Origin of the sequence: Streptomyces nanhaiensis (assembly GCF_046614825.1) — a bacterium.
Lineage (GTDB): Bacteria > Actinomycetota > Actinomycetes > Streptomycetales > Streptomycetaceae > Streptomyces > Streptomyces radiopugnans.
Genome location: NZ_JBKJFM010000001.1, coordinates 138,970 through 160,764, shown reverse-complemented (window position 1 = coordinate 160,764; position 21,795 = coordinate 138,970). Strand labels below are relative to the sequence as shown.

Sequence of the window (21,795 nt, the reverse complement as noted above, 5' to 3'; positions counted from 1 at the left end):
CGCGCTGCGCGCCGCCGGAAGGCGGGACCGCGGCCCGCCGGACCGCGGAACGGGCCGGCCCGCGCACATGACCGAGGCCGCCGCGGCCCGGTCCGCGGGACCGGCCCTTCCGGCCACCGGCAGCCGGAGTGCACCGACGGGGTGCCCGGCAAGAGGCGCCGGTCGTCCGCCTCGTCCGGACTGTCGGGAAACGCTCCCGTCTTCCTACCGTGAGGAGGCGATGTCGCAGAGGAATCCCGGAAAGGAGACACACGGTGCACGACGACCTCGATCTCGACGACCTGCCGCTCGACGTGTTCGAACTGACCGACGAGGGGCTGACGGTGCAGTCGCTGACCGCGGGGCACGGCATGGGGGAACTCGACGCCTCCGCCGCCGGCTCTCCCGGTAGCTGCACCACCTGCTGCAGTTGCGTCTGCAGCAGTTAGCACCCGGCCGCTGCCCGTGACCGCGTCACCGGCGGCGGCCTCCCGCAGCAGTCGGCACCGGCGTGAGGAGGTGTGATGCACGACCGACGGCAGACGACGGGCCGGGAACCGCTGGTGCCCGCCCTCGGCGTACGGATCACCGCGCTGCCGGCCCGTGCGGCCGACTCCCTGACCTGCCGGGATGTCCGCGAGGCACTGGAGGCGCTCGCCGAGGCGACGGCCCGCGCCCGGCGCGGCCGTGCCGAACTGGTCGACGCGCTGGGCGAGGAGATCCGCCGTCTGCCCCCCGCGGGCTCCCCGTCGCGGCCGCGCCTGGTGGGACTGCGCCGCGCCGTCCACGCCGACCGCCGCCCCGGGCCGGGGGAGTGGACCCCCGAGATCGCCGCCGCGGTGGGCGGACCGGTCCGTGACGCGGTACGGGGCTGGCTCGACGGCCGCGCCGCCCGCGCCGCGCTGACCGCCCGGCTGCGCACGGCCGTCGAGGAGTCGCAGGAGGACCTCACCCGCGCGCTGCTGGCCCACACCGCCTGCCGTGCCGTGGACCACGGCCTGCGGCAGGCGGACCGGGAGCTGGCCGCACTCGCCGAGCGGGTCCGCGGCGGGACCTCCCGCCTCGCCCGAAAGCCCGCCGGACGGCTCACCCGGTTCGTCGTGCGCAGCGCGGTCAAGACCAGTCCGTACAGCTCCCTCACCGCGGTCGGTCTGGCGGCATGGGCTCCGAGCGGTCCGGCGGTGGCGGTCCACCCGCAGGCGACCGGACACCCGCGCAGTGTGGTGGAGGTGAACCGGTTCGTGCTCGACGCCGTCCGGGCGGCCGCCCCGCGCACCCCGGGCGACCGGGTGCGGGTACACCCCCGGCTGGTGCGGGCCGGCGCCCGCCTCCTGCTGCTCCCGGCCGACGCCGGGCGGATCGCCGAACTACGGCTGCCCGCCGCCGAGGAGGCGGTGGTGGACGCGCTGCTCGACGCTCCGGACGGACTGCCGGCCGAGGACGCCGCGGGCGCCGTACACGGTCCCGCGCAGGAGGCCGAACGGGCGCTCGGCGCCCTGTTCGCGGCGGGACTGCTGCTGCGCACCGGCGCGCCCTCGCGCGGTGAGTGCCAGGTGCGGGCGCTGTGGCAGGACCTCGCCCTCCGGCCCGACCCCTTCGGCCGGACGGAACTCGTCCGCACCCTGCACCAGACGGTCTGCGCTCCCGCACCGACGTGTGAACGCGGAAGCCGTGCGCTGACCGACCGCGCGGCCGAACTGACCTCCCGCCTCGCCGCCACCGTCCCCGGCCTGACCCGGCCCACAGCGCGGGACGCCCTGTTCGAGACCTGCGTGGTACCGGGCACCGCGGCGACCTGCTCACGACGGGCATGGCGCGGGCCGCTGCGCGACCTGCGCGCCGTGCGGCGCTGGCTCGCGCTGTTCGACGAGAACCTGCCGCTGAGGCTGGCCCTGGCCCAACGCCACCTGGCCCGGTTCGGTCCCGGGACGGAGGTGCCCCTGGCCGCCGCGCTCCGCCTCGCCGCCGACGAGGGGCTCACCGCCGACGAGTGGCTCGCCGACCCCGCGGCGGTGCCCGCCGGCGCGGCGGACGCCCCGGACCGCGTGCGGCGCCTGCGGGAGCTCCGTGCCGCGGAGACCGACCGGATACTGAAGTCGGCGGCCGACGGCGGGGGACACCTGGAACCGGACGACCTCCTGTCGACCGCGGGCATATGGCCGCGGTGGGTGCCACGCCCCGACCCGGGGGTCGCCTACGTGCAGCCCTGGCAGACCGGCGACGGACTCGCCGTCGTGGTCAACCTGGTCCTGGCCGGACCGGGACGCGGACTGACCCGCCTGGGCAGGCTCCTGGAGTCGGCCCGCGTCCCCGTCCCGGCCGCGCAGGCGCTGCCCGCCGTGGACGACGGTCCGCCGTTCGCCGAACTCGCCGGCGCGCACGGCTACTCCATGGACGACCGGCTGCCCGGGGCGCCCCTGGAACTGGACCTCACCGGCGAACCGACGGCCTCCGCGGTCCCGCGGCTCACCCCGGCCCGCCTGCGGGTGCGCCACGACCCGGACGCCGGACTGCTGGAACTCGTGTACAGGGCGCAGGACGGGAGCACCGCGCGGATCCGCCCGGTCCACCTGGGCATGACCGCCGAGTCCCACCTCTCCTGGACGGCCCGGTTCCTGCTGCGCGCGTTCGGGCCGGTCGGCCAGTGCAATCCCGCCCTGGGCCTGCGCGCCCTGCTGCCCCGCCACCTCGTGCCGGGCCGTCCGCACGGTGCCGTCGCGCTGCCGCGCACGCGGGTGGGGGCGGTCGTGCTGCGGCGCGCCCGGTGGGTCACCCGGGCCCGGGACATACCCTCCCGCTCACCCGGGGAACACGAGGCCGACCACATGCTGCGCCTGGCGAACTGGATGCGCGACCAGGGCATTCCGCAGCGGTGCTTCGTCCGCACCCTGCCGGGGACGGAGGAGGGGCCGACGGCCTCCGGCGCACGACCGCGCCCCACCGACACCAAGCCGCTGCTGCTGGACACCGCGAGCTGCCTGCTGGTGAGGGCGGCGCGCAACCTCATGACCGGACACGACCGCGCCGTGGCCTTCGACGAGGTGCTGCCGCCGCTCCCGGCCGGCCGGCCGGGAGCCGACGGGCACGTCGCCGAGTTCATGGTGCCGACACCGCAGGACCGGTGGGACGGGGAGGGCTGCCGTGCGGCGCCGTGAGTGGCTGAGCCTGTACGTCTACCACGCCGACCTGGACCGGCTGCTGAGCGAGGCCGCCGCCCCGCTGGTCGCCGAACTGCGGGAGCGGGGCGTGCTGGGCGACTGGTTCTTCCTGCGCTACTGGGAGGGCGGACGGCATCTGCGGCTGAGACTGGCCTGCCACCCCGACGACGCCGCACGCACCCTCGGCCACTCGCTCGACAGGCTGCGCGGCTACCTCGCCGGCCACCGTGCCGGGCACCGCGAGTCCCCGGAGGACTACCGCACCGCCGCCGCCGCACTGGCCCGTGCCGAGGGCCGCAGGCGCTACCTCCGCCACCTCAGGCCCCCCGACAGCGTCACGGTCGAGCCGTACCACCGGGAGCGGCGCTACGGCAGCGGCCGCGCGGGGGAGGCGATCGAACGGCACTTCCACCTCACCAGCACCCTGGCACTGCACCTGGTCACCGCCGCCGCCTCCGAGCAGACCAGGCACACCGCCGCCCTGTCCGTCATCGCGCTCGCGCGGGCCGCGGCCGGGCAGCCGGTGTCCCTGCTCCGGGACGGCGGGGGACCGGGGGCCCGGCTCGCGCCGGCGGTCTCCCGGGCCCTGGAACTGGCCGAGCGCGGCCACGCGGACCGGCCCCGCACCGGCGCCTGCCTGGGGAGCTGGGCCGCCGCCTTCACGACCCTGCGCGGCGAGCTCCTCCCCGAGATCGCCGAGGGACGGTACCGGCCGCCCCAGGCCCGGGCCGGGACGCACACGGGCGCGAACGCTCTCGTCCCCCTGTTCGACCTGTGCGCCCATCTCGCGTGCAACCGCATCGGCGTCACGCCCGCCGCGGAGGCGGCGCTGCGAAACCGTCTGACCGCGGCGGCCGGAGCCGCCGACGCACCGGGAGGATCCCGATGACCTGGCACAGCGTCCACGTCCACTTCCACGACGAGGAAAGGGCCAACCGGTTCGCCGCGACGGTGGTGCGCCGGGCCCTGGCCGCCACCGCGGACGCGGCGCCCCACGCGTACTTCGTCCGGCACTGGAGGCGGGGGCCGCACTTCAGGCTGAACTTCCGCACCGACGCGCACACCTTCTCCCACGAGGTCCTGCCCAGGGTGCGCGAGACCGCCGAGCGGGGCATGGCCCGCCTTCCGTCGCGGGGCACCGCCCGCCCCACCGCGGAGACCGTACGGGCCCACCGGAGACTGGCCTGGCTGGAGGACGACCCCTGCCGCCTGCTGCCGTGGCGGCGCGACAACTCGGTGACCCCCGAGCCCTACGCGTGCCGCAGGGCGGCGCTCGGGGAGGCGGGCGCCGGACTGCTGGAGGACTTCCACGTGGACACCACCGCACTCGCCCTGCGGATGGCCGGCAGATCGCAGACCGCGCCCGAGCGGGCCCGCACCGCCTTCGACCTGATGGTCACCACCGCCCACGCCCTGAGCGGGCTGGACGTCCGCGACGGGTTCGTGTCCTTCCGCTCCCACGCCGAGACCTACCTGTGCACGGCCCCGGAGGGCCCCGCGCTGCGGCCGGTGTGGTCGGCGCGGTCACGCCGCGACCGCGAAGCCCTCGCACACCGGGTGCGTACGCTGGTCCGCACGCTCGACGACGGCGACCGCGGCGGCACCGCCGCGGCGGGCGGTCTGCCGGCGGAATGGGTGCGCGCCGCCACCGCCGTACGGCAGCGGGCGGAGCGGCTGCTGACCGACGGCACGCTGGTCCTCCCCGCCGTCGGCCGCAGCCTGGCCGGGCCCGGCGTACGGGACGCCCCCGAGTACCTGCTGGCCCGCAGCCGGTTCCACCGCGCCCTGCTGCAGCAGAGGTACTTCCGCGAGGTCCACCGCGACAGCCTGCCGTTCGCGCTGTACCGCGTGATGCTCAACATCACCTATCTCCAGCTCGCCCGGATCGGTGTCCACGCCCACGAGCGGTTCCTGCTGTGCCACCTGGCGGCGGACGCGGTCGAGCACGCCTTCGGCGTCCGCGCCGAGGACCGCATCGCCTGGTCCGCCCCGGCGGCGCCGTGAACGCCCCGGCGGTGACGGTGCGGCGGCGCCTGCGTCCGGGCGTGTACGAGCTGGGGGACGCCCGCGGGACGCTGGCACTGGCCGCGCCGCCCGACACGGCCGTGCTCGGAACCCTGTCCCCGGGGGCCCGTACCGCCCTGCGCGCGCTCGGCGGACGGGAGACGACCGAGGACGAACTCGCCGCCGACGCCACCAACCCCGCCGAGCGAGCGGCCCTGCTGACGGCCCTGGACCGCGGCTGGGTGATCCGCACACTCCACGCCGGCGGCCACGACCTGTGCACCACCGTGCCGTTCGGCCCGCGCCGGCCGCACGGCCCCGCCCCGGCACCCGGCCGGCCCCGCGCGCTGTCCCGCTTCGCCCGCGTCCGCAGGGACGGCGACGACATCATCCTGGAGTCGCCGCTGGCAGACTCCAGGATCGTCGTGCACCACGGCGACGTCCTGCGAGTCCTCCACGACCCGGAACCGGCCGCCCGCTCCGGCGCGGCGGCCGCCGCCGTGGCCGGAGAGCTCGCAGCCGAGGGCTTCCTCGTGGACCGCGAGGCGGAGGAGGCGGACTTCACGGCCCTTCAGTGGGCCCCGCACGAGCTGGACTTCCACGTCCGCAGCCGAGCAGGGCGCCGTACGCGCGCCGCCGGGACGGGCTTCGGCGGCACGCGCTGGGCCAAGGGCCGCTTCGCCCCGCTGCCGGAACGGCGTCCGCCCTACCCGGGGCGCGTCCTGGCCCTCCCGGCCGCCGACCTGGACCGGGCGGCCAGGACGGACCCCAGCCTGACCCGGGTGCTGGAGGACCGGCGGTCCCACCGGCGGCACGGCACCGCCGACCCGCTGACCCGCGACCGGCTCGGCGAGTTCCTGTTCCGTACCGCGCGGGCACGCCGCCGGGACGGCGAGGGACCGCCGGTCGGCCGCCCCTACCCCTGCGGCGGCGGCCTGTACGAGATGGAGGTCTACGTCGCGGCGGGACAGGTCCGCGGCGTGCCCCGGGACTTCTACCACTACGACCCCCACGACCACGCGCTCGTCGCCACGGGGGCGCCGCCGCGCACGGTGGACCGCCTGCTGCGGGACGCGGACGCCGCGACGGGCGGGGCCGGGCGGCCCCAGGCGCTCCTCGTGCTGGCCGCCCGCTTCGGACGCCTGATGTGGAAGTACGAGGCCATGGGATACGCCCTGGTGCTCAAACACGTCGGCGTCGTGCAGCAGGTGATGTACAGCGTCGCCACGGCGATGGGGCTGGCGCCGTGCGCGCTGGGATCGGGCGACATCGACCTGTTCGCCCGGGCCACCGGCTGCGACCCGGTCGAGGAGTCCAGCGTGGGCGAGTTCTGTCTGGGAAGCCTGCCGTGACGGTGCGGCTGAGACCGGACGCGGTACTGACCCGCGACGGCGACGGGCCGGCCGTGGTGACCGCGGACACCAGGACGGCGCTCCCCCCGGCGGCTGCTCTGTGGCTGGAGCGGCTGGCCCCCGTGCTGGAACGGGGCGTCGAGGCCGACGCGCTGACCGGGCCCCTGGACCCCGCCCGGCGAGCGGCCGCCCGCAGGCTCCTCACCGTGCTGGCGGCGGCCGGTGTGCTGCGGGGCGGAGCCCGCCCGCCCGGGCCTGCGCGGTGGTACCACTGCCTCACCGACGACCCCGGCCGCGCCGCCGCGGTCCTGGCCGGTGCACCGGTGCGCCCCACGGCCGCCGGGGTGCCGGCCGAGGCGGTCCGTGTCGCCCTGGCCAGGACGGGCCCGCCGTACGGCACCGCCCCGGGCACCACGACCGGACCCCCGCCGCTTCCCCGCGTCCACCTCCCGGCCGTGCCCTCGGCCGCGGCGGCCCGGCTGGTCCGGGCGGCCCAGGCCCGTCTCCTCGGCCTCGACCGGCCGGACGACCGGACGCCGCACGGGCAGGGCATCCCGGCCGGCCACAAGGGTGCGGACAACTGCCCCGCCGCCCCGCCCCGCACCCTCGCGGTGCTGGGCGGCGGCGATCTGGCCCGGCGCATCGCCGCAGCCGCTCCGGTGGGCGGTACCACCGGCCCGGTGCTCCTCGCCCCCGACCGGTGGCAGCCGTCGGCGATCGGCGACGGACGGGCCCTGGCACGCCGGCTGGGCACGCGGTGGCTCCCCCTGCGCGTCCGGCCGGGACAACTGGTGATCGGCCCGCTGGAGGAACTCGGCGACGACGGGCGGCCCGCGCCCGGCTGCGTCCGCTGCGCCGGGTTCCGCGAACGCATGATCGGGCAGGGCCGGTCCGGGCCGCTCGAGGAACGCCTGCCCTGGCCGGTGGCGTTCGCCCCGTGGCTCGACGGCCTCCTGTGCGGGCTCGCCGCCGACATCGCCGCCGCGCAGTCGCTGCCGCGCGGACAGCGGGGTGTGGACCTCACCCGTGCCGTCGCCGCCGTGGGCCTGCGGGACCTGGCCGTCAGCAGGCACCCGCTCGTACCCGACCCGCTGTGCCCGGACTGCGGAAACCCGCCCGGCGACAGCCCCGAACACGCCCGCGTCACCCTGCGTGCGGTACCCGACCGCGGCGGGCTGCGCGCCCGGACGCTGCCGCAGGTACGCCGGGCGCTGCTGTCGACCGTGGTGGACCCGGTCGTGGGGGTGGTCGCGGAGATCCGCACCGCTACCGAGGGCGGCCTGGCGACGGCCACCGCCCCCTTCGGGGTCCGCGCGGGCCCCGGCCCCGAGGCGGGGTACGGCCGGGCGGCCGACACCGAGACCGCGCAGACCGTCGCCGTCCTGGAGGCGCTCGAACGCCTCGGCGGCATGGTCCCCGGCGGGCGGCGCAGCACCGTGCGGGCGAGCCGGGACGACCTCGGCCCGGTGGCGGTCGACCCGCGCGGCTTCGGCACACACGACCCGCACCGCTACGCGCGACCGGACTTCCCGTTCACCCCGTGGGACGACGGACGCGAGACCACCTGGGTGTGGGCCCACCACATGGGCACCGGCCGGCAGGTCCTGGTGCCGGAGTCGCTGGCCTACTACCGCTCACACGCCCTGCGCCCCGACGACCCCGGATTCGTCCACGACACCTCCAGCGGCTGCGCGGTCGGCTCCTGCATCGAGGAGGCCGTCCTCTTCGGCTTGCTGGAGGTGGCCGAGCGGGACGCGTTCCTGCTCCGCCACTACACCCGCCTGCCCGCGGTGGAGATCGACCTGGAGACCGTGCCCGACGCCTCCTTCCGCCGGACGGCCGCGCGGATCACCGCATCGACCGGCTACCGGCTGCGCGCCTTCGACCTGTCCGTCGACCACGCGGTGCCCTGCGCGTGCGTGGTGGCACAGGACCCGGGCGGCGGGCACGGCAGGCCGGCCCTGCTGTGCTCCGCGGCGGCCCACCCGGACCCGGTCGCGGCCCTGAACTCGGCCGCGCGCGAGGCCGGCCCGCTCCTGGACCACCTGCGCGGTGTCCACGCCCGCAACCCCGGCCGGGCGGCGGAACTGGCGGCCGACCCCGAACAGGTGCGGCGGATGCCCGACCACGCGCTGCGCTACGCGCACACGGACGCTTTCGACCGCCTCGCCCACCTGGTGGACAACGGCTCGGCCCCGGTGGACCTCGCCTCGGCGTTCGCCGGCCGCCGGACGCCGGCGGGAGAGACCCTCGACGTGCACGTGCGCGACATGGTCGGCCGCTTCGCCTCCTGCGGCATGGACGTCCTGGTGGTGGACCAGACGACCGCCGAGCACGCGGCCGCCGGGCTGCGCTGCGTGCGGGTGCTGGTCCCCGGAGCGGTGCCCATGACCTTCGGGCACGGAAACCGGCGCGTCCACGGCCTGCCGAGACTGCTGACGGTGCCGAGCGCCCTGAGCGGGGAGCACGGTGCCCGGCCCCGCCGACAGGACCTCAACCCCGACCCCCACCCCTTCCCGTGACGAGCACCCCTCCGCCGGGAGAACACGGCCGCCGCCCGGCCGCATGCCCGGCCCGGCTCTCCCGCGTGATCGTGGACCGCCCACCGCGCCGGGCCGGTCCGCAGGCGGGCGGGACGCACCGGTCCGGCAGGGGGCGAGCGCATCACGGGACGCGCGCGTGGGCAGGACACGCGCAGAGGCAGTGGGCGCGGAGAAGGACGGACGGGGCAGTGGTGTGCACGGGGACGAGCGGCGCGGCCGTCACGGTGCCGAGGGGGCGTTGAGATGAACCTGCTCGCCATCAGCGACCTTCACGTCCGCCATGCCGGGAACCGCGACATCGTCGAAGGCCTGCGCCCGGAGTCGGACGAGGACTGGCTGGTGGTCGCCGGAGACGTCGCGGAGACCGTCGAGGACGTCGTCCGGACGCTCGGAACGCTCAACGAGCGCTTCGCCAAGGTCGTGTGGACCCCCGGCAACCACGAACTGTGGACCCCGCCGAACGACCCGGTGCGGTTGCGCGGCGAGGAACGCTACCTCCACCTGGTCCAGACCCTGCGCGGCCTCGGAGTGGTCACGCCCGAGGACCCCTACCCGGTGTGGCGGGGAGCCGGCGGGCCGGCCGTGATCGCGCCGCTGTTCGTGCTGTACGACTACACGTTCCGGCCCCAAGGCACGTACAGCAAGGAGGAGGCGCTCGAGGCCGCCCGTGCGGCGGGCGTGATCGCCACCGACGAGTACCTGCTGCACCCCGATCCGTACCCCAGCCGCGAGGCGTGGTGCCGGGCGCGGCTGGCCTGCACCCGCTCGCGGCTGGACCGGATCGACCCCGCACTGCCCACCGTGCTCGTCAACCACTTCCCGCTGGTGCGCGAGCCCACCCGCGTCCTGCGCTGTCCGGAGTTCGCGCTGTGGTGCGGCACCGAGGCCACGGCCGACTGGCACGTGCGGTACCGCGCGGCCGCCGTCGTCTACGGGCATCTGCACATCCCGCGCACGATCGAGTGCGACGGGGTGCCCCACCGCGAGGTGTCGCTCGGTTACCCGCGCGAGTGGCGCAGCCGGCGGACCGCGCCCCCCGGGCTCTCCCGCGTGCTCCCGGACCCGGGGGAGCGGCGGTGACCGCGGCCGAGCAGATGGCGAACAGCGACACCGAGCTCGGCCGGCTCTCCCGCGAACACGAACCGGGCCCGTGCTGGCCGGCATCGCCGTCCCGGTGCGGTACGCGGTCGCTTCGGGGACGTCCTCGGGAAGCCGCGGTGACGAGCAGGAACGGATACGCACCAGCCTCGACGCGGTGACCGTCCGCAACCCGGACATCAAGAGCGTGAAGGTCGAGAGCAACCACGGTGCGATCCTGCCGCAGGGGCGTCGTACGGTCGGCGGGCGGGAGCCCCTCTCGGCGGCTCCGCTGCCGGCGGCGAGGTCGGTGCGGGCCGGCCGGAGAGAGGTGTCCGGGGAGGCCTTCCCCGCTTCGGTGAGAGCGTTCGGCGGCATCGCGGCGTCCGCCCGGTGTTGCCGGTCGTCACCGGCCTCCGGGGGCTCCTCATCGTCTGATCGGTCACCTAGCATGAACGGACTATGAGGGGAGCGTTTTCGGTCAAGATCGGTAGATCCGGTATCGAGGTCGGAGCCGGCGGCGACACCGGCCACGACGCGCACGGCGGAAGCAGTGCCCCCGAGGCGGCCGAGGCCGGGCCTCGTCTCGGCGAGCTGCTCACCGAGGGCTGCGGCACAGTCGCCGTCCGGGCGCGGCGCACCGCGCCCGGAACCGCCGCCAAGCTGCGCGAAAGGGGTGCACGCAGCCGACTCCCCCGTCCTGGCCACCGACCTGCCCCGACCGAGGAGGGCCACGCTCCACCGTCTCCGCTGTCTGTCTGCCGGGCGCACGTCTCGTGCGGACCGGCATCCCGCCTCCCAGACCTCAGAGGGCCTCTCGTATGAATGCGCTTCCCCTGCTCCTGATCGGCCTCGCGATGTTCGCGGGCGGATACGTCCTGTACTCGAGATTCCTGGGCAACCGGGTCTACAAGCTCGACGCGTCCTTCCGGACGCCCGCGCACGAACTGCAGGACGGCGTGGACTATGTCCCGACCAACAAGTTCGTGCTGTGGGGTCACCACTTCACCTCGGTCGCGGGCGCGGCACCCATCGTCGGCCCCGCGGTCGCCGTCATCTGGGGGTGGCTGCCCGCGTTCCTGTGGGTCACCCTCGGTACGGTCTTCTTCGCGGGCATGCACGACCTGGGCGCCCTGTGGGCCTCGGCGCGCAACAAGGGCCGCTCGATCGGCACGCTCTCCGGCCGCTACATCGGCGGCCGCGGCGCCAACCTCTTCCTCGTCGTGATCTTCCTGCTGCTCCTGATGGTGGTCGCGGCCTTCGCGGTGGTGATCAAGAACCTGCTGATCTCCACGCCCTCGGCGGTGATCCCCGCCTGGGGCGCGGTCGCGGTGGCGCTGCTGATCGGCCAGGCGGTCTACCGCTACAGGATGAGCCTCGGCCTGGTCACCGTGGTCGGCGTCGCGGCGCTCTACGGCCTGATCCTCCTCGGTGACGCCGTCCCGGTGGAGCTGCCCGACCCGATCCTGGGCATGTCCCCGGCGACGTTCTGGATCGTCGCCCTCTTCGTCTACGCCGGCATAGCCTCCCTGCTGCCGGTGTGGGTGCTGCTCCAGCCCCGTGACTACATCAACGGCGTCCAGCTCTTCGTCGGGCTCGGCATCCTGTTCGTCTCGGTGCTGCTGAGCGCCCCGACGATCGTCGCCCCGGCCTTCAACGACGCCGTGCCCGCGGGCACCCCGAGTCTCGTGCCGCTGCTCTTCGTCACCATCGCGTGCGGCGCGATCTCCGGCTTCCACGGCATGGTCTCCTCCGGCACCAGCTCCAAGCAGCTGGACAAGGAGACCGACGCCCGTTTCGTCGGCTACTTCGGCGCGGTCGGCGAGGGCCTGCTCGCGCTCGGCGCGATCATCGCCGCCGTCGCGGGCTACCGCACCCTGGCCGACTGGGAGGCCGTTTACAGCGCCTTCGGCCAGGGCGGCGTCGCGGCGTTCGTCGAGGGCGGCGGCGCGATCCTCAACAGCGGCCTGGGCCTGCCCGTATCGCTGAGCTCCACGGTCCTGGCCACCATGGCGATCCTGTTCGCCGCCACCACCATGGACACCGGCGTGCGTCTGCTGCGCTTCGTCGTCCAGGAGGCCGGCGAGGTCGCGAAGGTGAGGATCGGCAATGTCGCCGGCACCCTCATCACGCTTGCCGTCGGTGCGGGACTCACCTTCAGCCAGGGCGCCGGGGGCGAGGGAGGCCTGCGCATCTGGCCGCTGTTCGGAACCAGCAACCAGCTGCTGGCCTCCCTGACGCTGTCCATCGTCGCCGTCATGCTGATCCGCAAGCGGCGCAATCCGGCGCCTGCGCTGATCCCGCTCGCGGTCGTGTTCGTCATGGCGTTCTGGGCCGCGGTCGTGCAGCTCGGCGACTTCTACGAAGCCCGGGACTGGCTGCTGCTGATCATCGACCTCGTCATCATCGTCGCCGCCCTGTGGGTCGCCTTCGAGGCGGTCGTCGCGATGCGGCGGGCGTCCCGGGAGCCGCCGGAGGCTCTCGACGCCGATGTGACGGAGAAGGCCGGGCTGACCAAGTGACGTCCCGCTGGGCCTCGTTCCGGGCCGGGCTGGAGGAGTTCTACGCCGGTCCCTACCGGCGTACCCTCGCCCGCGCCCGGCGCGAGGAGGACGACCTGTTCCGGATGGTGGTCCTCGCGGAGGCACTGGGCGTACCGGACCCGGCGGCGTACTACACCGCCGAACTGATGCCCGCCCTCTACGAGGACTTCCACGCCTGGCACCGCCGTATGGGCATGGACCGCTCGCCACTGGAGCACGTCGGGTGCTGCTAGACCTCGTCACCTCGCGCAGGGTCGTCTTCGTCGGCGGCAAGGGCGGGGTCGGCAAGACGTCCGTCGCCGCGGCGCTCGCCCTCGGCCGTGCCCGGTCGGGCGCCCGCGTGCTGCTGGTCTCCACCGACCCCGCCCACAACCTCGGCCACCTCTGGGGCCGCCCTGTGGGCGACGAGCCCGTGCGCCTCGCCGGCCCCGGGGACCTCGTCCCCGGGGCGGGGACGGCCGGCCATGTCGACGGGCTGGAGATCGACCCGGAGCGCACGGTCGAGCAGCACCTGTCCGCGGTCGCCGAGACGATGCGGCGGCTGCTTCCCGAGCGGATGCACGCACCGGCCGCCCGGCACCTCCGGCTGGCCCGGCAGGCGCCCGGCACCCACGAGTCGGCGGTGCTGGAGCGGATCGCCGAGGCGGTGGAACTCGGGGAGGAGGCCTACGACCTGGTCGTCTTCGACACCGCGCCGTCCGGCCACACACTGCGGCTGCTCGCGCTGCCCGAGCAGCTCACCTCCTGGACCGAGACCCTGCTCGCCAACCGTGACCGGTCCGAGCGGTTCGGTGCCGCGGTGCGCGGTCTCGGCGGCGGCGGGGAGAGTGACCGCGACGCCGAGCTGCGCCGCATCCTGCTGCGCCGGCGCGACCGCTTCTCCCGGCTGCGCGAGGTGGTGACGGACCCGGCGCGGACCGGATTCGTGCTCGTACTGACCGCCGAAGTGCTCCCGATCGCCGAGACCGTGGAGGTGTACGAGAAGCTCACCGGCCTCGGTGTCGACGTGGCCGCACTCGTCGCCAACCGCCGCTCTCCGGCGGACGCCGGTGAACTGCTCGACCGCCGCCGCAGGCTGGAGGACGAGCACCTCGCCCGGCTGCGGCAGCGGGTCCCGGACATCCCCCTGCTCGACGTGCCGCTGCTGCCGGGGGATCTGGTGGGCGCACAGGCCCTTGCCGCGCTGGCGGACCGGCTCGGGCCCTCCCCTTCCTGAGATTCCGCACTCCCCGCCGACCGGTGGCGCGCGCCGAGTCGGCACCTGCGCCACCGGTCGTCTTCCTTCCGACGGCCGTGTGTGTGCCGCAGTGGCCGACTCTTCGCACAGACCCGACAGGTACCTGAGCGGATCGGTGTGATCTGTTCGGGGACGCGGCTTTGCCGAGCTGTAGTGACGTCGTTTGCCGACGAGTTCGGGAGGCGCCCCGTTCCACGGACGGGTGGTGTCGACGGGCCTGGGGGGCTCCGGGGCTCTTGCCGGGGCAGCGTCGGGATGCTCCTGGTGAAAGGTGCTGGTCATGCCGTAGACGTCGAAGGCCGGGCTGTACGCGGCGATCCGGCGTGACCATCGCGGTGGCATGTCGATGCGGGGGCTCGAGCGCAAGCACGACGTGATGTGGTGGACGGTTCGCAAGGCACTGGGTTCGGCCCGGTCCGAGCCACGGAAGAAGCTGCCGCCCCGGGCGACCGCTCTGGACCCGCACGAGCCAGTGACTGATGGCATCCTCCGCGCTGGTCCTGATGCTCCGCGCAAGCAGCGGCACACCGTCACCCGCGTCTTTCACCGCCTGGCCGACGAGTACGGGGTGGATGTCTCCCAGTGCTCCGGTGCGGTTTCGCGACCTGTCGAGCGGGTTCGCCGTCGGCAGTGGCCGCGTCGGGCTGTTGCCCGGTGTTGTCGGCGCCAGCCGGACCGGTGCAGCAGCCTGGTCGCGGTCACGGCCGGTGGGTTGAAGACGGCAGCGAGTAGGTGGCGGATCTCCGGAAACCCAACTCCGCCTCCATCTGCCGCTGTCGATCACACTGTCGGAAGGCAAGCCATCGGGCAATGACAAGCGGTCCGGACCCGTCCTCGGTCCGGACCGCTCACCGCGCGCTACTCCGCGCTAGGCAGCTTGACCCGCCAGGTGGAAGTTGACGCGTTCACTGACGACGGGGAAGCCGGCCTTGGCGAAGCTCGCGGCCATGGGGAAGTTGCCCCGGTCCGTCGCTCCGCTGACGAACTCCGCGCCCTGTTCGACGAGGAAACGGGTGCATTCCGCGAGGAGGTCGTAGGCGTAGCTGTGACCACGCTGTTCCGGGACGACTCCGATGAAACCGATGGTCGGTCCGGAGGGGTTGTGAGCCGGGATGTGGATACCGGCCAGATCGCCCTCCGGCGTGTGCGCGATCTGCCACCACTCCCGCGGGGAGGGGCACCAGTGGAAGAAGTCGAGTTCCTCCTGCACCGCCTGGTCGAGGCCGCCCTTCTTGATGGCCTTGAGCGCGTGGGCGTCCAGGGTGACGGAGTGGATGCGGCGCAATGCGCCGAAGAACACGTTGTCGTCGGGTTCGGCGCTGAAGTGCAGGCGTCCGGGCCGCTCGGGCAGACCTCGCTCCGGGGTCCAGCGGTACAGGAAGCGTTCCACCAGGAGTTCGTACCCGGCGGCTCGTGCGGCGGCGAAGCGTGCCTCGGCGGCGGGGCGCAGGTCGGGCTTGTCCCGCCAGCCGCCGGGCAGGTTGATCTCGAGTTCGACCTGCCAGGGGGCGGAGCGCAGGAGTTCGGCCCCCGCCTCCTCCTCGCCCTCGGCCACGTCGAACCAGTTGATGTTGACGGGCTCCGAGTCGTCAGGGCCGCCCCACCACGCGCCGCGTGCGACGACCTCGCCGTCGCGCAGGGCGACGCGCTTCCAGTCGGGGCGGAACCGGGTACGCCGATGGCTTTCACGGGCGCCCAGTGGGTCGGGGAGAGCATCGAAGAGGTGGGCGTCGCTCGCGGAGAGTGCGTGGATGACCGGGTCGGTCATGGATTCCTCCGGGATACAGGCTGCGTGGAGCGCTCCCGGTCAGAACTCATGAACCACGCCGGGACAGTGGAAAGGGGAGCGCTGGAAAGGTGTGAGCCGCACGGCACTCGCCTCCTTCCATCCATCTCAGGGCGTGGAGCCACACGGTACGTGAGCTTCCTCCGCTCCGTCCACGGTTCGCCGTCGGCAGTGCCCGCGTCGGGCTGTTGCCCGGTGTTGTCGGCGCCAGCCGGACCGGTGCAGCAGCCTGGAGCACTCCCCGACGCTCCGGCGGGCACCGGCGACGCGGACCAGCTCGGGCAGGGGCACTTCGGTGGGTGACCGGCACAGGTAGGAGACGAGTCCGCCGGTGGCCCCGTTGCTCGGATGAGCAGGTGCCGATGGCTGCCGGTGCCGATGTGGATCCAGGCCCAGTCGTAGTACCGCGGGCCTCTCGCGCCGATTCCGGCGCTCTGCCGGTGCCGGGCCGTGGCGGGCAGGCGGCCGGCGACGGTATCGGCGCGGGCGGGAGTGCGGCCGTGGTTGATCCTTGTCCGCATCGAGCAGTCGACGGCCAGGACATAGCCGATGCCGCGCACCTCGATGGCGGCGCGGAGCCGGGGATCCTGGCCGTAGGCTTCGTCGCCGGTAATCCAGGAGGCGGTGATCCCGGCGTCCGGCACGGCTTCGATCAGCTCGACGCTGCATCGGCCCAGGCCGTGTACGGCCCGCCTGCTCGGCCAGTTGCCGGCGGTTCTTCCCCTCGACGCTCGACAGCAGCCCGAGCAGGTAGGGGCGGGCTGCGGCCCGGGACTCAACTCGCCCCAACCGGCCCGCGACCCGGGCCGTGACCTGGTCGAGCATGACCTGTCGGCGGGCTGCCGGCCCTGGTTGCCCAGGCGGTAGCGGGCGGTCAGGCGCCAGGGTCGACTTCGGGGTGCGTGAACCGCACGGGCCTGCCCAGCGACCGGGCGTAGGCGATTTCGGCTCGGGTGCTGTCCCCGATGTAGTCGCCGACTACGAGCACCTCGTCAGCGAGCCGGATCTTCGCCCGGTGCAGATCGTCGAGTCGAGCCTTCAGCGCCTCGGCCTCGACGGGATCGGACCACAACTCGTGCGGCGACTTCATGTCACAGCCCGGTTTGACGACGATCCTTCCGGCTTTGGTCTCTCGCAGATCGGCCTCGGTCATCTCGGTCATGAAGCGGGTGGAGCCGCAGATCGCGACGATACGCGGGAGGCCCAACAGCTTCTTCGCGTCGGCGAGCTTCTCCTCGGGGGTGAGCAGGTGCGGGGATGACACCGGTTCCTCCTTGTGGCGCGGTCCAAGGGATGCCTGCGCGGACGAGAAAGAGGGCGTCCGAGATCGCTTCGCGGCGAACGACGTGGACACCCTCGCGACAGCACCCTATGCGACGACCGGCGACATGCTGAAGGAGCATCCCGACCCGGCGCCGTGGCGCCCGCCGGTCGGCATTGCGCACCGCCTGAGCGATGCCGAACCGGTCGCCCTCGCCACGATGCGGGCCGTGCTCGGCCACACCTCCGAGGCCGAACGGCTCCGCCATGCCCGTGCCCGCCTGCGCCACCTCTTCCCCTGCCTGCCCCGGTAGCCCGGCCGCAGCAAGCGGCCGTGCGAGGCCGCCGGTCCGATGCGAAGAGTCAACCGGATCCCGGCCGCCACACCGCCTCGGTGTGGAGCGGCGGCGTACGGGTCGTGGACTCCACCCCGGTGGAATGCGGCCGCTCCCGCGAGACCGCCGAACGCTCCGACCTGGCAGGCCGGGCCGGATGCGGCCACTGCGCCGGCCACAGCCGCTTCTTCTGGGGCCTGCGCCTGCACCTGGTGCGCACCCCTGAGGGCCTGCCCGTAAAGGTGAACGGGAACGGCCCGGCGCAGCCCCGTTCAAGCCGCTGCGGCAGGTCATCGAATCGGTCAACGAGATTCTCAAGGGACGGCTCGACCTCGAACGGCACCGAGGGCGCACACCCGGAGGCGTCACAGTCCGCGTCATGCAACGCATCCTCGCGCTGACCGGCGCGATCTGGCACAGCGACGCCACCGGACGAACCGTCCTGCACCCACTGATCACCCACGGTCACCGACCCCTTGGAACAGATCATCCAGGGGGTGGTCCGCCACCACGTTGCCGTCCGGAGGCCGGAGATCCTGGTCGGGGCCGACAAGGCCCCCCTGGGAGGGCTCGTCCCGTAGATCCGACAGCCCGGTTACGGGGCGGAAGTCGGCTTCGGCGACGTGGCGGTCCGTCTCGCCGGCACCCGGGCACGGGCCGAAGGACCTGCCGTGGCCGGCTGATTCACCGGAAGGCGGACTCGGGCCGACGCACCGGCCGGGGGGTAGGGTCGGCGGATGCGCCAGTTAACGGGCGGTGAAGCCCTGTCAGGGATCGTGCACGAGGCGCTGGGGGCGGGAGTCCAGGTCGTCGGAGTGGACCGGTTGCGCGGCGGGAGCAAGAAAGGGGTCTACCGGGTTCGCACGAGCGGGGCACGTGCGGCGAGTGCGATCGTCTACAGCTGGGCCGAGGCCGAGAACTTCTGGCCGGAAGCGGAAGCCGTGGACCCGGCCCACCCGTTCGCTCCCGCCTCCGGGCTGGTCCCCTTCCTGGCCGCTCAGCGAAGACTGGACGCCCTTGGGGTCCGGGTCCCGGAGGTGCTTGTGGCCGACGACAGCAGACGCCACTGCCCGGCGGACGTGGCGGTTGTCGAGGACATTGCCGGCGGCACGCTGGAAGCGCTCCTGAAGACGGATCCCGCACGCGCGTCAAATGCCCTGAGCCGGCTGGCCGCGATGCTCGATGTGATGCACCGGCAGCATGGTCAGCGCTACGGCAGGGTGGACGTGCTCGAACGGGGCGACGAGGCGAGTGGCACTTCATGCGAGCGACTGGTGCTCGAGCGGGCCGTCGAGGATCTCGCCGAGGCGGCCGAACGTGACCCCGGAATCGGATCGGCCGCGGCCTCTTTGCACGATCGTCTGCTGGAACTGGCCGCACGAGTGGCTCCGCGTACCCGGTACGGACTGATCCACGGCGAACTGGGGCCCGACCACGTCCTCATCGACGCGTCCGGACACCCCGTCCTCATCGACATCGAGGGCCTGATGTTCTTCGATGTCGAGTGGGAGCACGTGTTCCTGCAGCTTCGTTTCGGCGACCAGTACCCAGCCGTGTCACGCCCAGGGCTTGATCCAGCACGGCTCGACCTCTACATGCTCGCGATGCGTCTTTCCCTGGTGGCCGGTCCCCTTCGCCTCCTCGACGGCGACTTCCCGCACCGCACGGTGATGCGGGAAGTCGCCGAGCACAATGCGAGGGAGGCACTGGCTCTGCTGGTCCGGCAGCACCGCGTCCGCCACATGCGTACCGCTCCTGTCGCCGCCTGCCTCGACGGCCGGACGTCCCGCGTTCCCTTCGCCCGTCCGGCAGTGCCGTCATCTCTCTTCGGCATTCGCGAGCCGGCTGACCGGCAACCGGCTCCGGAGCCGGTCGACGATCGCTGTTCCCCGCGATGATTGAAGCCGGCCACCACTGTGCCGGGCTGGTCGAGGCCGGCGGGGCCGGGTGCCGCGCCGTGCAGTGTCCGCTGCGGTGCGACGGCCGGAGAGCGGTGGAAGGCAGGATGCCGGAGCCCCGGTAGGCGCGGTCCGCCGGCGCGAGGGGCCGCACGCAGGAGGACGCCGACCACCGAACCAGCGGTCACGTGGGCGTTCGCCGCAGGTTCCTTCCGCTCGCATGCGACGGTGACGCGGTCCTGAGAGCCCTTGCCCACTGCCCTGTCGGGTGGGACTTGACAGGACACCCGAGAGTGAATGAACATTCATTCATGAGCTCGGCATCCATCAGCAGAACGCGTACGGCGGTCCTGGACGCGGCGCTGCAGGTCTTCTCCGAACGCACGGTCGCCGGCACGACGGTGCCGGCGATCTCCGAGCGCGCGGGAGTGGCGGTCGGCACCCTGTACCGGCACTGGCCCAGCAAAGAGGCTCTGGCCAACGCGGTCTACCGGCAGGCCAAGGAACTCTTCGCCGAGTACCTGCACCGCGGCGCGGCGGGGCGGGCGCCAGCCGACCCCGAGCAGTTGCGCGAGGCGTTCGAGGCCATGTGGGACAACCTGACCGCCTTCGCCGCCGAGCAGCCCGACGCCCTGGTCTTCGTGGAGCACCAGCAGCACGCCGGCTATCTCGATGAGGAGAGCCGGCGGCTGGCTGAGCGGGTCGACCAGATGGGCGCCGACCTGATCCGGGCCGGGCAGCGTCTGGGGCTGTTCCGCCAGACGGATCCGCGCCTGCTGACCACCATGGTCTTCGGTGTCTACGTGCAGCTGAGCAAGGCTCACCGCGCAGGCTCGGCGGCTCTGGACGCCGATGCCTGGACCGAGGCCCGCGAAGCGGTATGGAGCCTGCTCAGCCGCTGACCGCCACACCGGACCGACGCGCAGCCGCGTAGCCGGCCCGGCCCGTCGGCCGCCGGGTTCCGGCCCTTTCCGTTTCGTTTGCGGTGCTGCTCTGCCCGCCCGTCCGCACCAGCCCTCCCCCTGCGAAAGGACCTGCCATGGCCAACCCTTACGACTACTGCGGCCAGGTGGCCGTCGTCACCGGTGCCTCCTCCGGAATAGGCCGCGCCTACGCCCGCGAACTGGCCGAACGCGGCGCCGACCTGATCCTGGTCGCACGCACCGAACCGGCCCTGAAGGAGCTGGCCGAGGAGCTGGGCCGGCGCCACGGGATCACAGCCCGCGTTCTGCCGGCCGACCTGGCCGTTCCCACCGCAGGCCAGACGATCGCCGACACCCTCGCCGACTGGAACGTCCGTGCCGACATCCTGGTCAACAATGCCGGCTTCGCCTCCTACGGGCTCTTCGCCGACTCGCAGACCGCGCGCAACGCCGACATGGTGCAGGTCAACATCGCCTCCCTGGTCGACCTCACCGGGCGGCTGCTGCCCGGCATGGTCGACCGCCGCCGCGGACTGATCGTGAACATCGCCTCCAACACCGCGTTCCAGCCCCTGCCCTACTTCGCGCTCTACGCGGCCACCAAGTCCTTCGTGCTCTCCTTCACCGAGGCTCTGCACGCCGAGACGGCGTCCTCCGGAGTGCGCGTGCTCGCCCTGTGCCCCGGCGCCACTGACACCGCCTTCTTCGACCACGCCAGCGGCGCCGAACGCGGTCCGAAGCAGACGGTGGACCAGGTCATCGCCACCGCCTTCCGCGCGGTGGACCGCGGTCGGCCCAGCGCCGTCTCCGGTCTGGTCAACCGGATCGCCGCGGCCGCTTTGCCCCGAGTCCTTCCACGCCGCGCCGTACTGGCCCTGGCCCACCGCACCATGCGCCCCCGTGCCTGAGGACCGTGCCCCCGTCGCTCCTGCGCACGACTGCCACCACCGCGCTCACCCGGCCACGGCCCACCTCCTTGGCGCTGCTGCTCCGCCGGAAACGCCTTTCACGACAACCGCTACCCATCAGGGCCGTACCGCCCTGGTGACCGGAGCCTCCGCCGGCATCGGCGCCGCGTTCGCCGAAGCACTGGCGCGCCGAGGCGCCGATCTCGTCCTGGTCGCCCGGCTCGCCGAGCGACTGCACGCCATGGCCGAGGAACTGCGGGCCACGTACGAAGTCACGGTACGGGTCCGCCCCACCGACCTGGCGCGGCGCGGAGCCGCCGCCGAGTTCTTCGACGCCACCGGGCCGCAGGCTTCCGGCGGGCAGCCCCAGACCCCGCAGCAGACGGTCACCGAAGCACTGAAGTACATCGAGCGGACCAGGTGGTCGACCGTGGTCACCGGCCGCCTCAACAAGATCATGCCCCAGCTGCCCCGTCTGCTGTCCCACTCGGCCACGGCCGCGGTCGCCGAACGCGTCACCCGTCACCCCGTCCCGCCGCCGCGCTCCACGAGGTAGGCTCCCGCCGGCCACCGGACCGGCTGCGGTACGCGGCGAGCCGGACAGGATCGTCCACCGCACCGGAGGGAGCAGCACCACGCCTCCCGCCGGCAGGTCCGCGCTCGCACCGAGCACGTCTTCGCCCTAACGAAGAACCGGAAGATCCTGCGGGACTGCCGGCCCAAGGGCGGCGGCGCAGGTCCATGGACGGGACTGCGCAGGTATCCGCTCACCGTCCGCCGTGACCAGCGCGG

General features: G+C 73.7%; 15 protein-coding genes and 3 pseudogenes. 15 read left to right on the top strand and 3 right to left on the bottom strand.

Going from position 1 to position 21,795, the window contains the following annotated elements:
- Positions 1 to 254 precede the first annotated feature (254 nt).
- The 10 genes from ACLIYP_RS00810 to ACLIYP_RS00765 all read left to right on the top strand — a co-directional run bounded on the left by ACLIYP_RS00810 (position 255) and on the right by ACLIYP_RS00765 (position 13,872).
- On the top strand, positions 255 to 428 hold the full coding sequence (locus ACLIYP_RS00810; RefSeq protein ID WP_412711184.1) for a thiomuracin/GE37468 family thiazolyl RiPP peptide: 174 nt from the start codon (positions 255 to 257) through the stop codon (positions 426 to 428).
- 75 nt (positions 429 to 503) lie between these two features.
- Entirely contained in the window at positions 504 to 3,134 is a 2,631-nt protein-coding gene (locus ACLIYP_RS00805) for a hypothetical protein (protein ID WP_412711183.1), read from the top strand.
- The gene (locus ACLIYP_RS00800) at positions 3,121 to 4,026 is read left to right on the top strand and encodes a lantibiotic dehydratase C-terminal domain-containing protein (protein WP_412711182.1); all 906 of its coding nucleotides are present in this window, start codon (positions 3,121 to 3,123) and stop codon (positions 4,024 to 4,026) included. Before ACLIYP_RS00805 ends, ACLIYP_RS00800 begins: the two co-directional genes overlap by 14 nt.
- The gene (locus tag ACLIYP_RS00795) at positions 4,023 to 5,141 is read left to right on the top strand and encodes a thiopeptide maturation pyridine synthase (RefSeq protein WP_412711181.1); all 1,119 of its coding nucleotides are present in this window, start codon (positions 4,023 to 4,025) and stop codon (positions 5,139 to 5,141) included. The genes ACLIYP_RS00800 and ACLIYP_RS00795 overlap by 4 nt, the downstream gene beginning before the upstream one ends.
- Positions 5,138 to 6,493, top strand: coding sequence for a SagB/ThcOx family dehydrogenase (locus ACLIYP_RS00790; RefSeq protein ID WP_412711180.1), 1,356 nt, complete (start codon positions 5,138 to 5,140; stop codon positions 6,491 to 6,493). Before ACLIYP_RS00795 ends, ACLIYP_RS00790 begins: the two co-directional genes overlap by 4 nt.
- Positions 6,490 to 9,015: a TOMM precursor leader peptide-binding protein gene (locus ACLIYP_RS00785; RefSeq protein ID WP_412711179.1), complete on the top strand. Its 2,526-nt coding sequence runs from the start codon at positions 6,490 to 6,492 to the stop codon at positions 9,013 to 9,015. Before ACLIYP_RS00790 ends, ACLIYP_RS00785 begins: the two co-directional genes overlap by 4 nt.
- Before the next feature lie 264 nt (positions 9,016 to 9,279).
- Positions 9,280 to 10,116, top strand: coding sequence for a metallophosphoesterase family protein (locus ACLIYP_RS00780; protein ID WP_412711178.1), 837 nt, complete (start codon positions 9,280 to 9,282; stop codon positions 10,114 to 10,116).
- An 818-nt stretch (positions 10,117 to 10,934) separates the two neighbouring features.
- Positions 10,935 to 12,635, top strand: coding sequence for a carbon starvation CstA family protein (locus ACLIYP_RS00775; RefSeq protein WP_412711177.1), 1,701 nt, complete (start codon positions 10,935 to 10,937; stop codon positions 12,633 to 12,635).
- Positions 12,632 to 12,889, top strand: a complete 258-nt coding sequence (locus ACLIYP_RS00770) for a cory-CC-star protein (protein ID WP_093662821.1) — start codon at positions 12,632 to 12,634, stop codon at positions 12,887 to 12,889. Before ACLIYP_RS00775 ends, ACLIYP_RS00770 begins: the two co-directional genes overlap by 4 nt.
- Entirely contained in the window at positions 12,880 to 13,872 is a 993-nt protein-coding gene (locus ACLIYP_RS00765; protein ID WP_412711176.1) for an ArsA family ATPase, read from the top strand. The genes ACLIYP_RS00770 and ACLIYP_RS00765 overlap by 10 nt, the downstream gene beginning before the upstream one ends.
- A gap of 564 nt (positions 13,873 to 14,436) precedes the next feature.
- On the opposite strand, the pseudogene ACLIYP_RS31010 reads toward ACLIYP_RS00765, so the two are convergent.
- The 3 genes and pseudogenes from ACLIYP_RS31010 to ACLIYP_RS00755 form a co-directional block, all read right to left on the bottom strand.
- Positions 14,437 to 14,640 (bottom strand): annotated as a pseudogene (locus tag ACLIYP_RS31010) (hypothetical protein); the annotation flags it as partial.
- Positions 14,641 to 14,761: 121 nt separating this feature from the next.
- The gene (locus tag ACLIYP_RS00760) at positions 14,762 to 15,661 is read right to left on the bottom strand and encodes an N-acetyltransferase (RefSeq protein WP_412711175.1); all 900 of its coding nucleotides are present in this window, start codon (positions 15,659 to 15,661) and stop codon (positions 14,762 to 14,764) included.
- A gap of 892 nt (positions 15,662 to 16,553) precedes the next feature.
- On the bottom strand, positions 16,554 to 16,943 hold the full coding sequence (locus ACLIYP_RS00755; RefSeq protein ID WP_412711174.1) for a hypothetical protein: 390 nt from the start codon (positions 16,941 to 16,943) through the stop codon (positions 16,554 to 16,556).
- Positions 16,944 to 17,067: 124 nt separating this feature from the next.
- On the opposite strand from ACLIYP_RS00755, the pseudogene ACLIYP_RS00750 reads away from it, so the two are divergent.
- The 5 genes and pseudogenes from ACLIYP_RS00750 to ACLIYP_RS00730 all read left to right on the top strand — a co-directional run.
- A pseudogene (locus tag ACLIYP_RS00750) lies at positions 17,068 to 17,743 on the top strand (transposase family protein); the annotation flags it as partial.
- A 268-nt stretch (positions 17,744 to 18,011) separates the two neighbouring features.
- A pseudogene (locus ACLIYP_RS00745) lies at positions 18,012 to 18,992 on the top strand (phosphotransferase family protein); the annotation flags it as partial.
- A gap of 491 nt (positions 18,993 to 19,483) precedes the next feature.
- Entirely contained in the window at positions 19,484 to 20,074 is a 591-nt protein-coding gene (locus ACLIYP_RS00740; protein WP_412711173.1) for a TetR family transcriptional regulator, read from the top strand.
- Positions 20,075 to 20,211: 137 nt separating this feature from the next.
- Positions 20,212 to 21,003, top strand: a complete 792-nt coding sequence (locus ACLIYP_RS00735) for an SDR family NAD(P)-dependent oxidoreductase (RefSeq protein WP_412711172.1) — start codon at positions 20,212 to 20,214, stop codon at positions 21,001 to 21,003.
- A gap of 136 nt (positions 21,004 to 21,139) precedes the next feature.
- Positions 21,140 to 21,559 carry an SDR family NAD(P)-dependent oxidoreductase gene (locus tag ACLIYP_RS00730; RefSeq protein ID WP_412711171.1) on the top strand — a complete coding sequence of 140 codons (420 nt, stop codon included), beginning with the start codon at positions 21,140 to 21,142 and terminating at the stop codon, positions 21,557 to 21,559.
- The last annotated feature ends 236 nt before the right edge of the window (positions 21,560 to 21,795 follow it).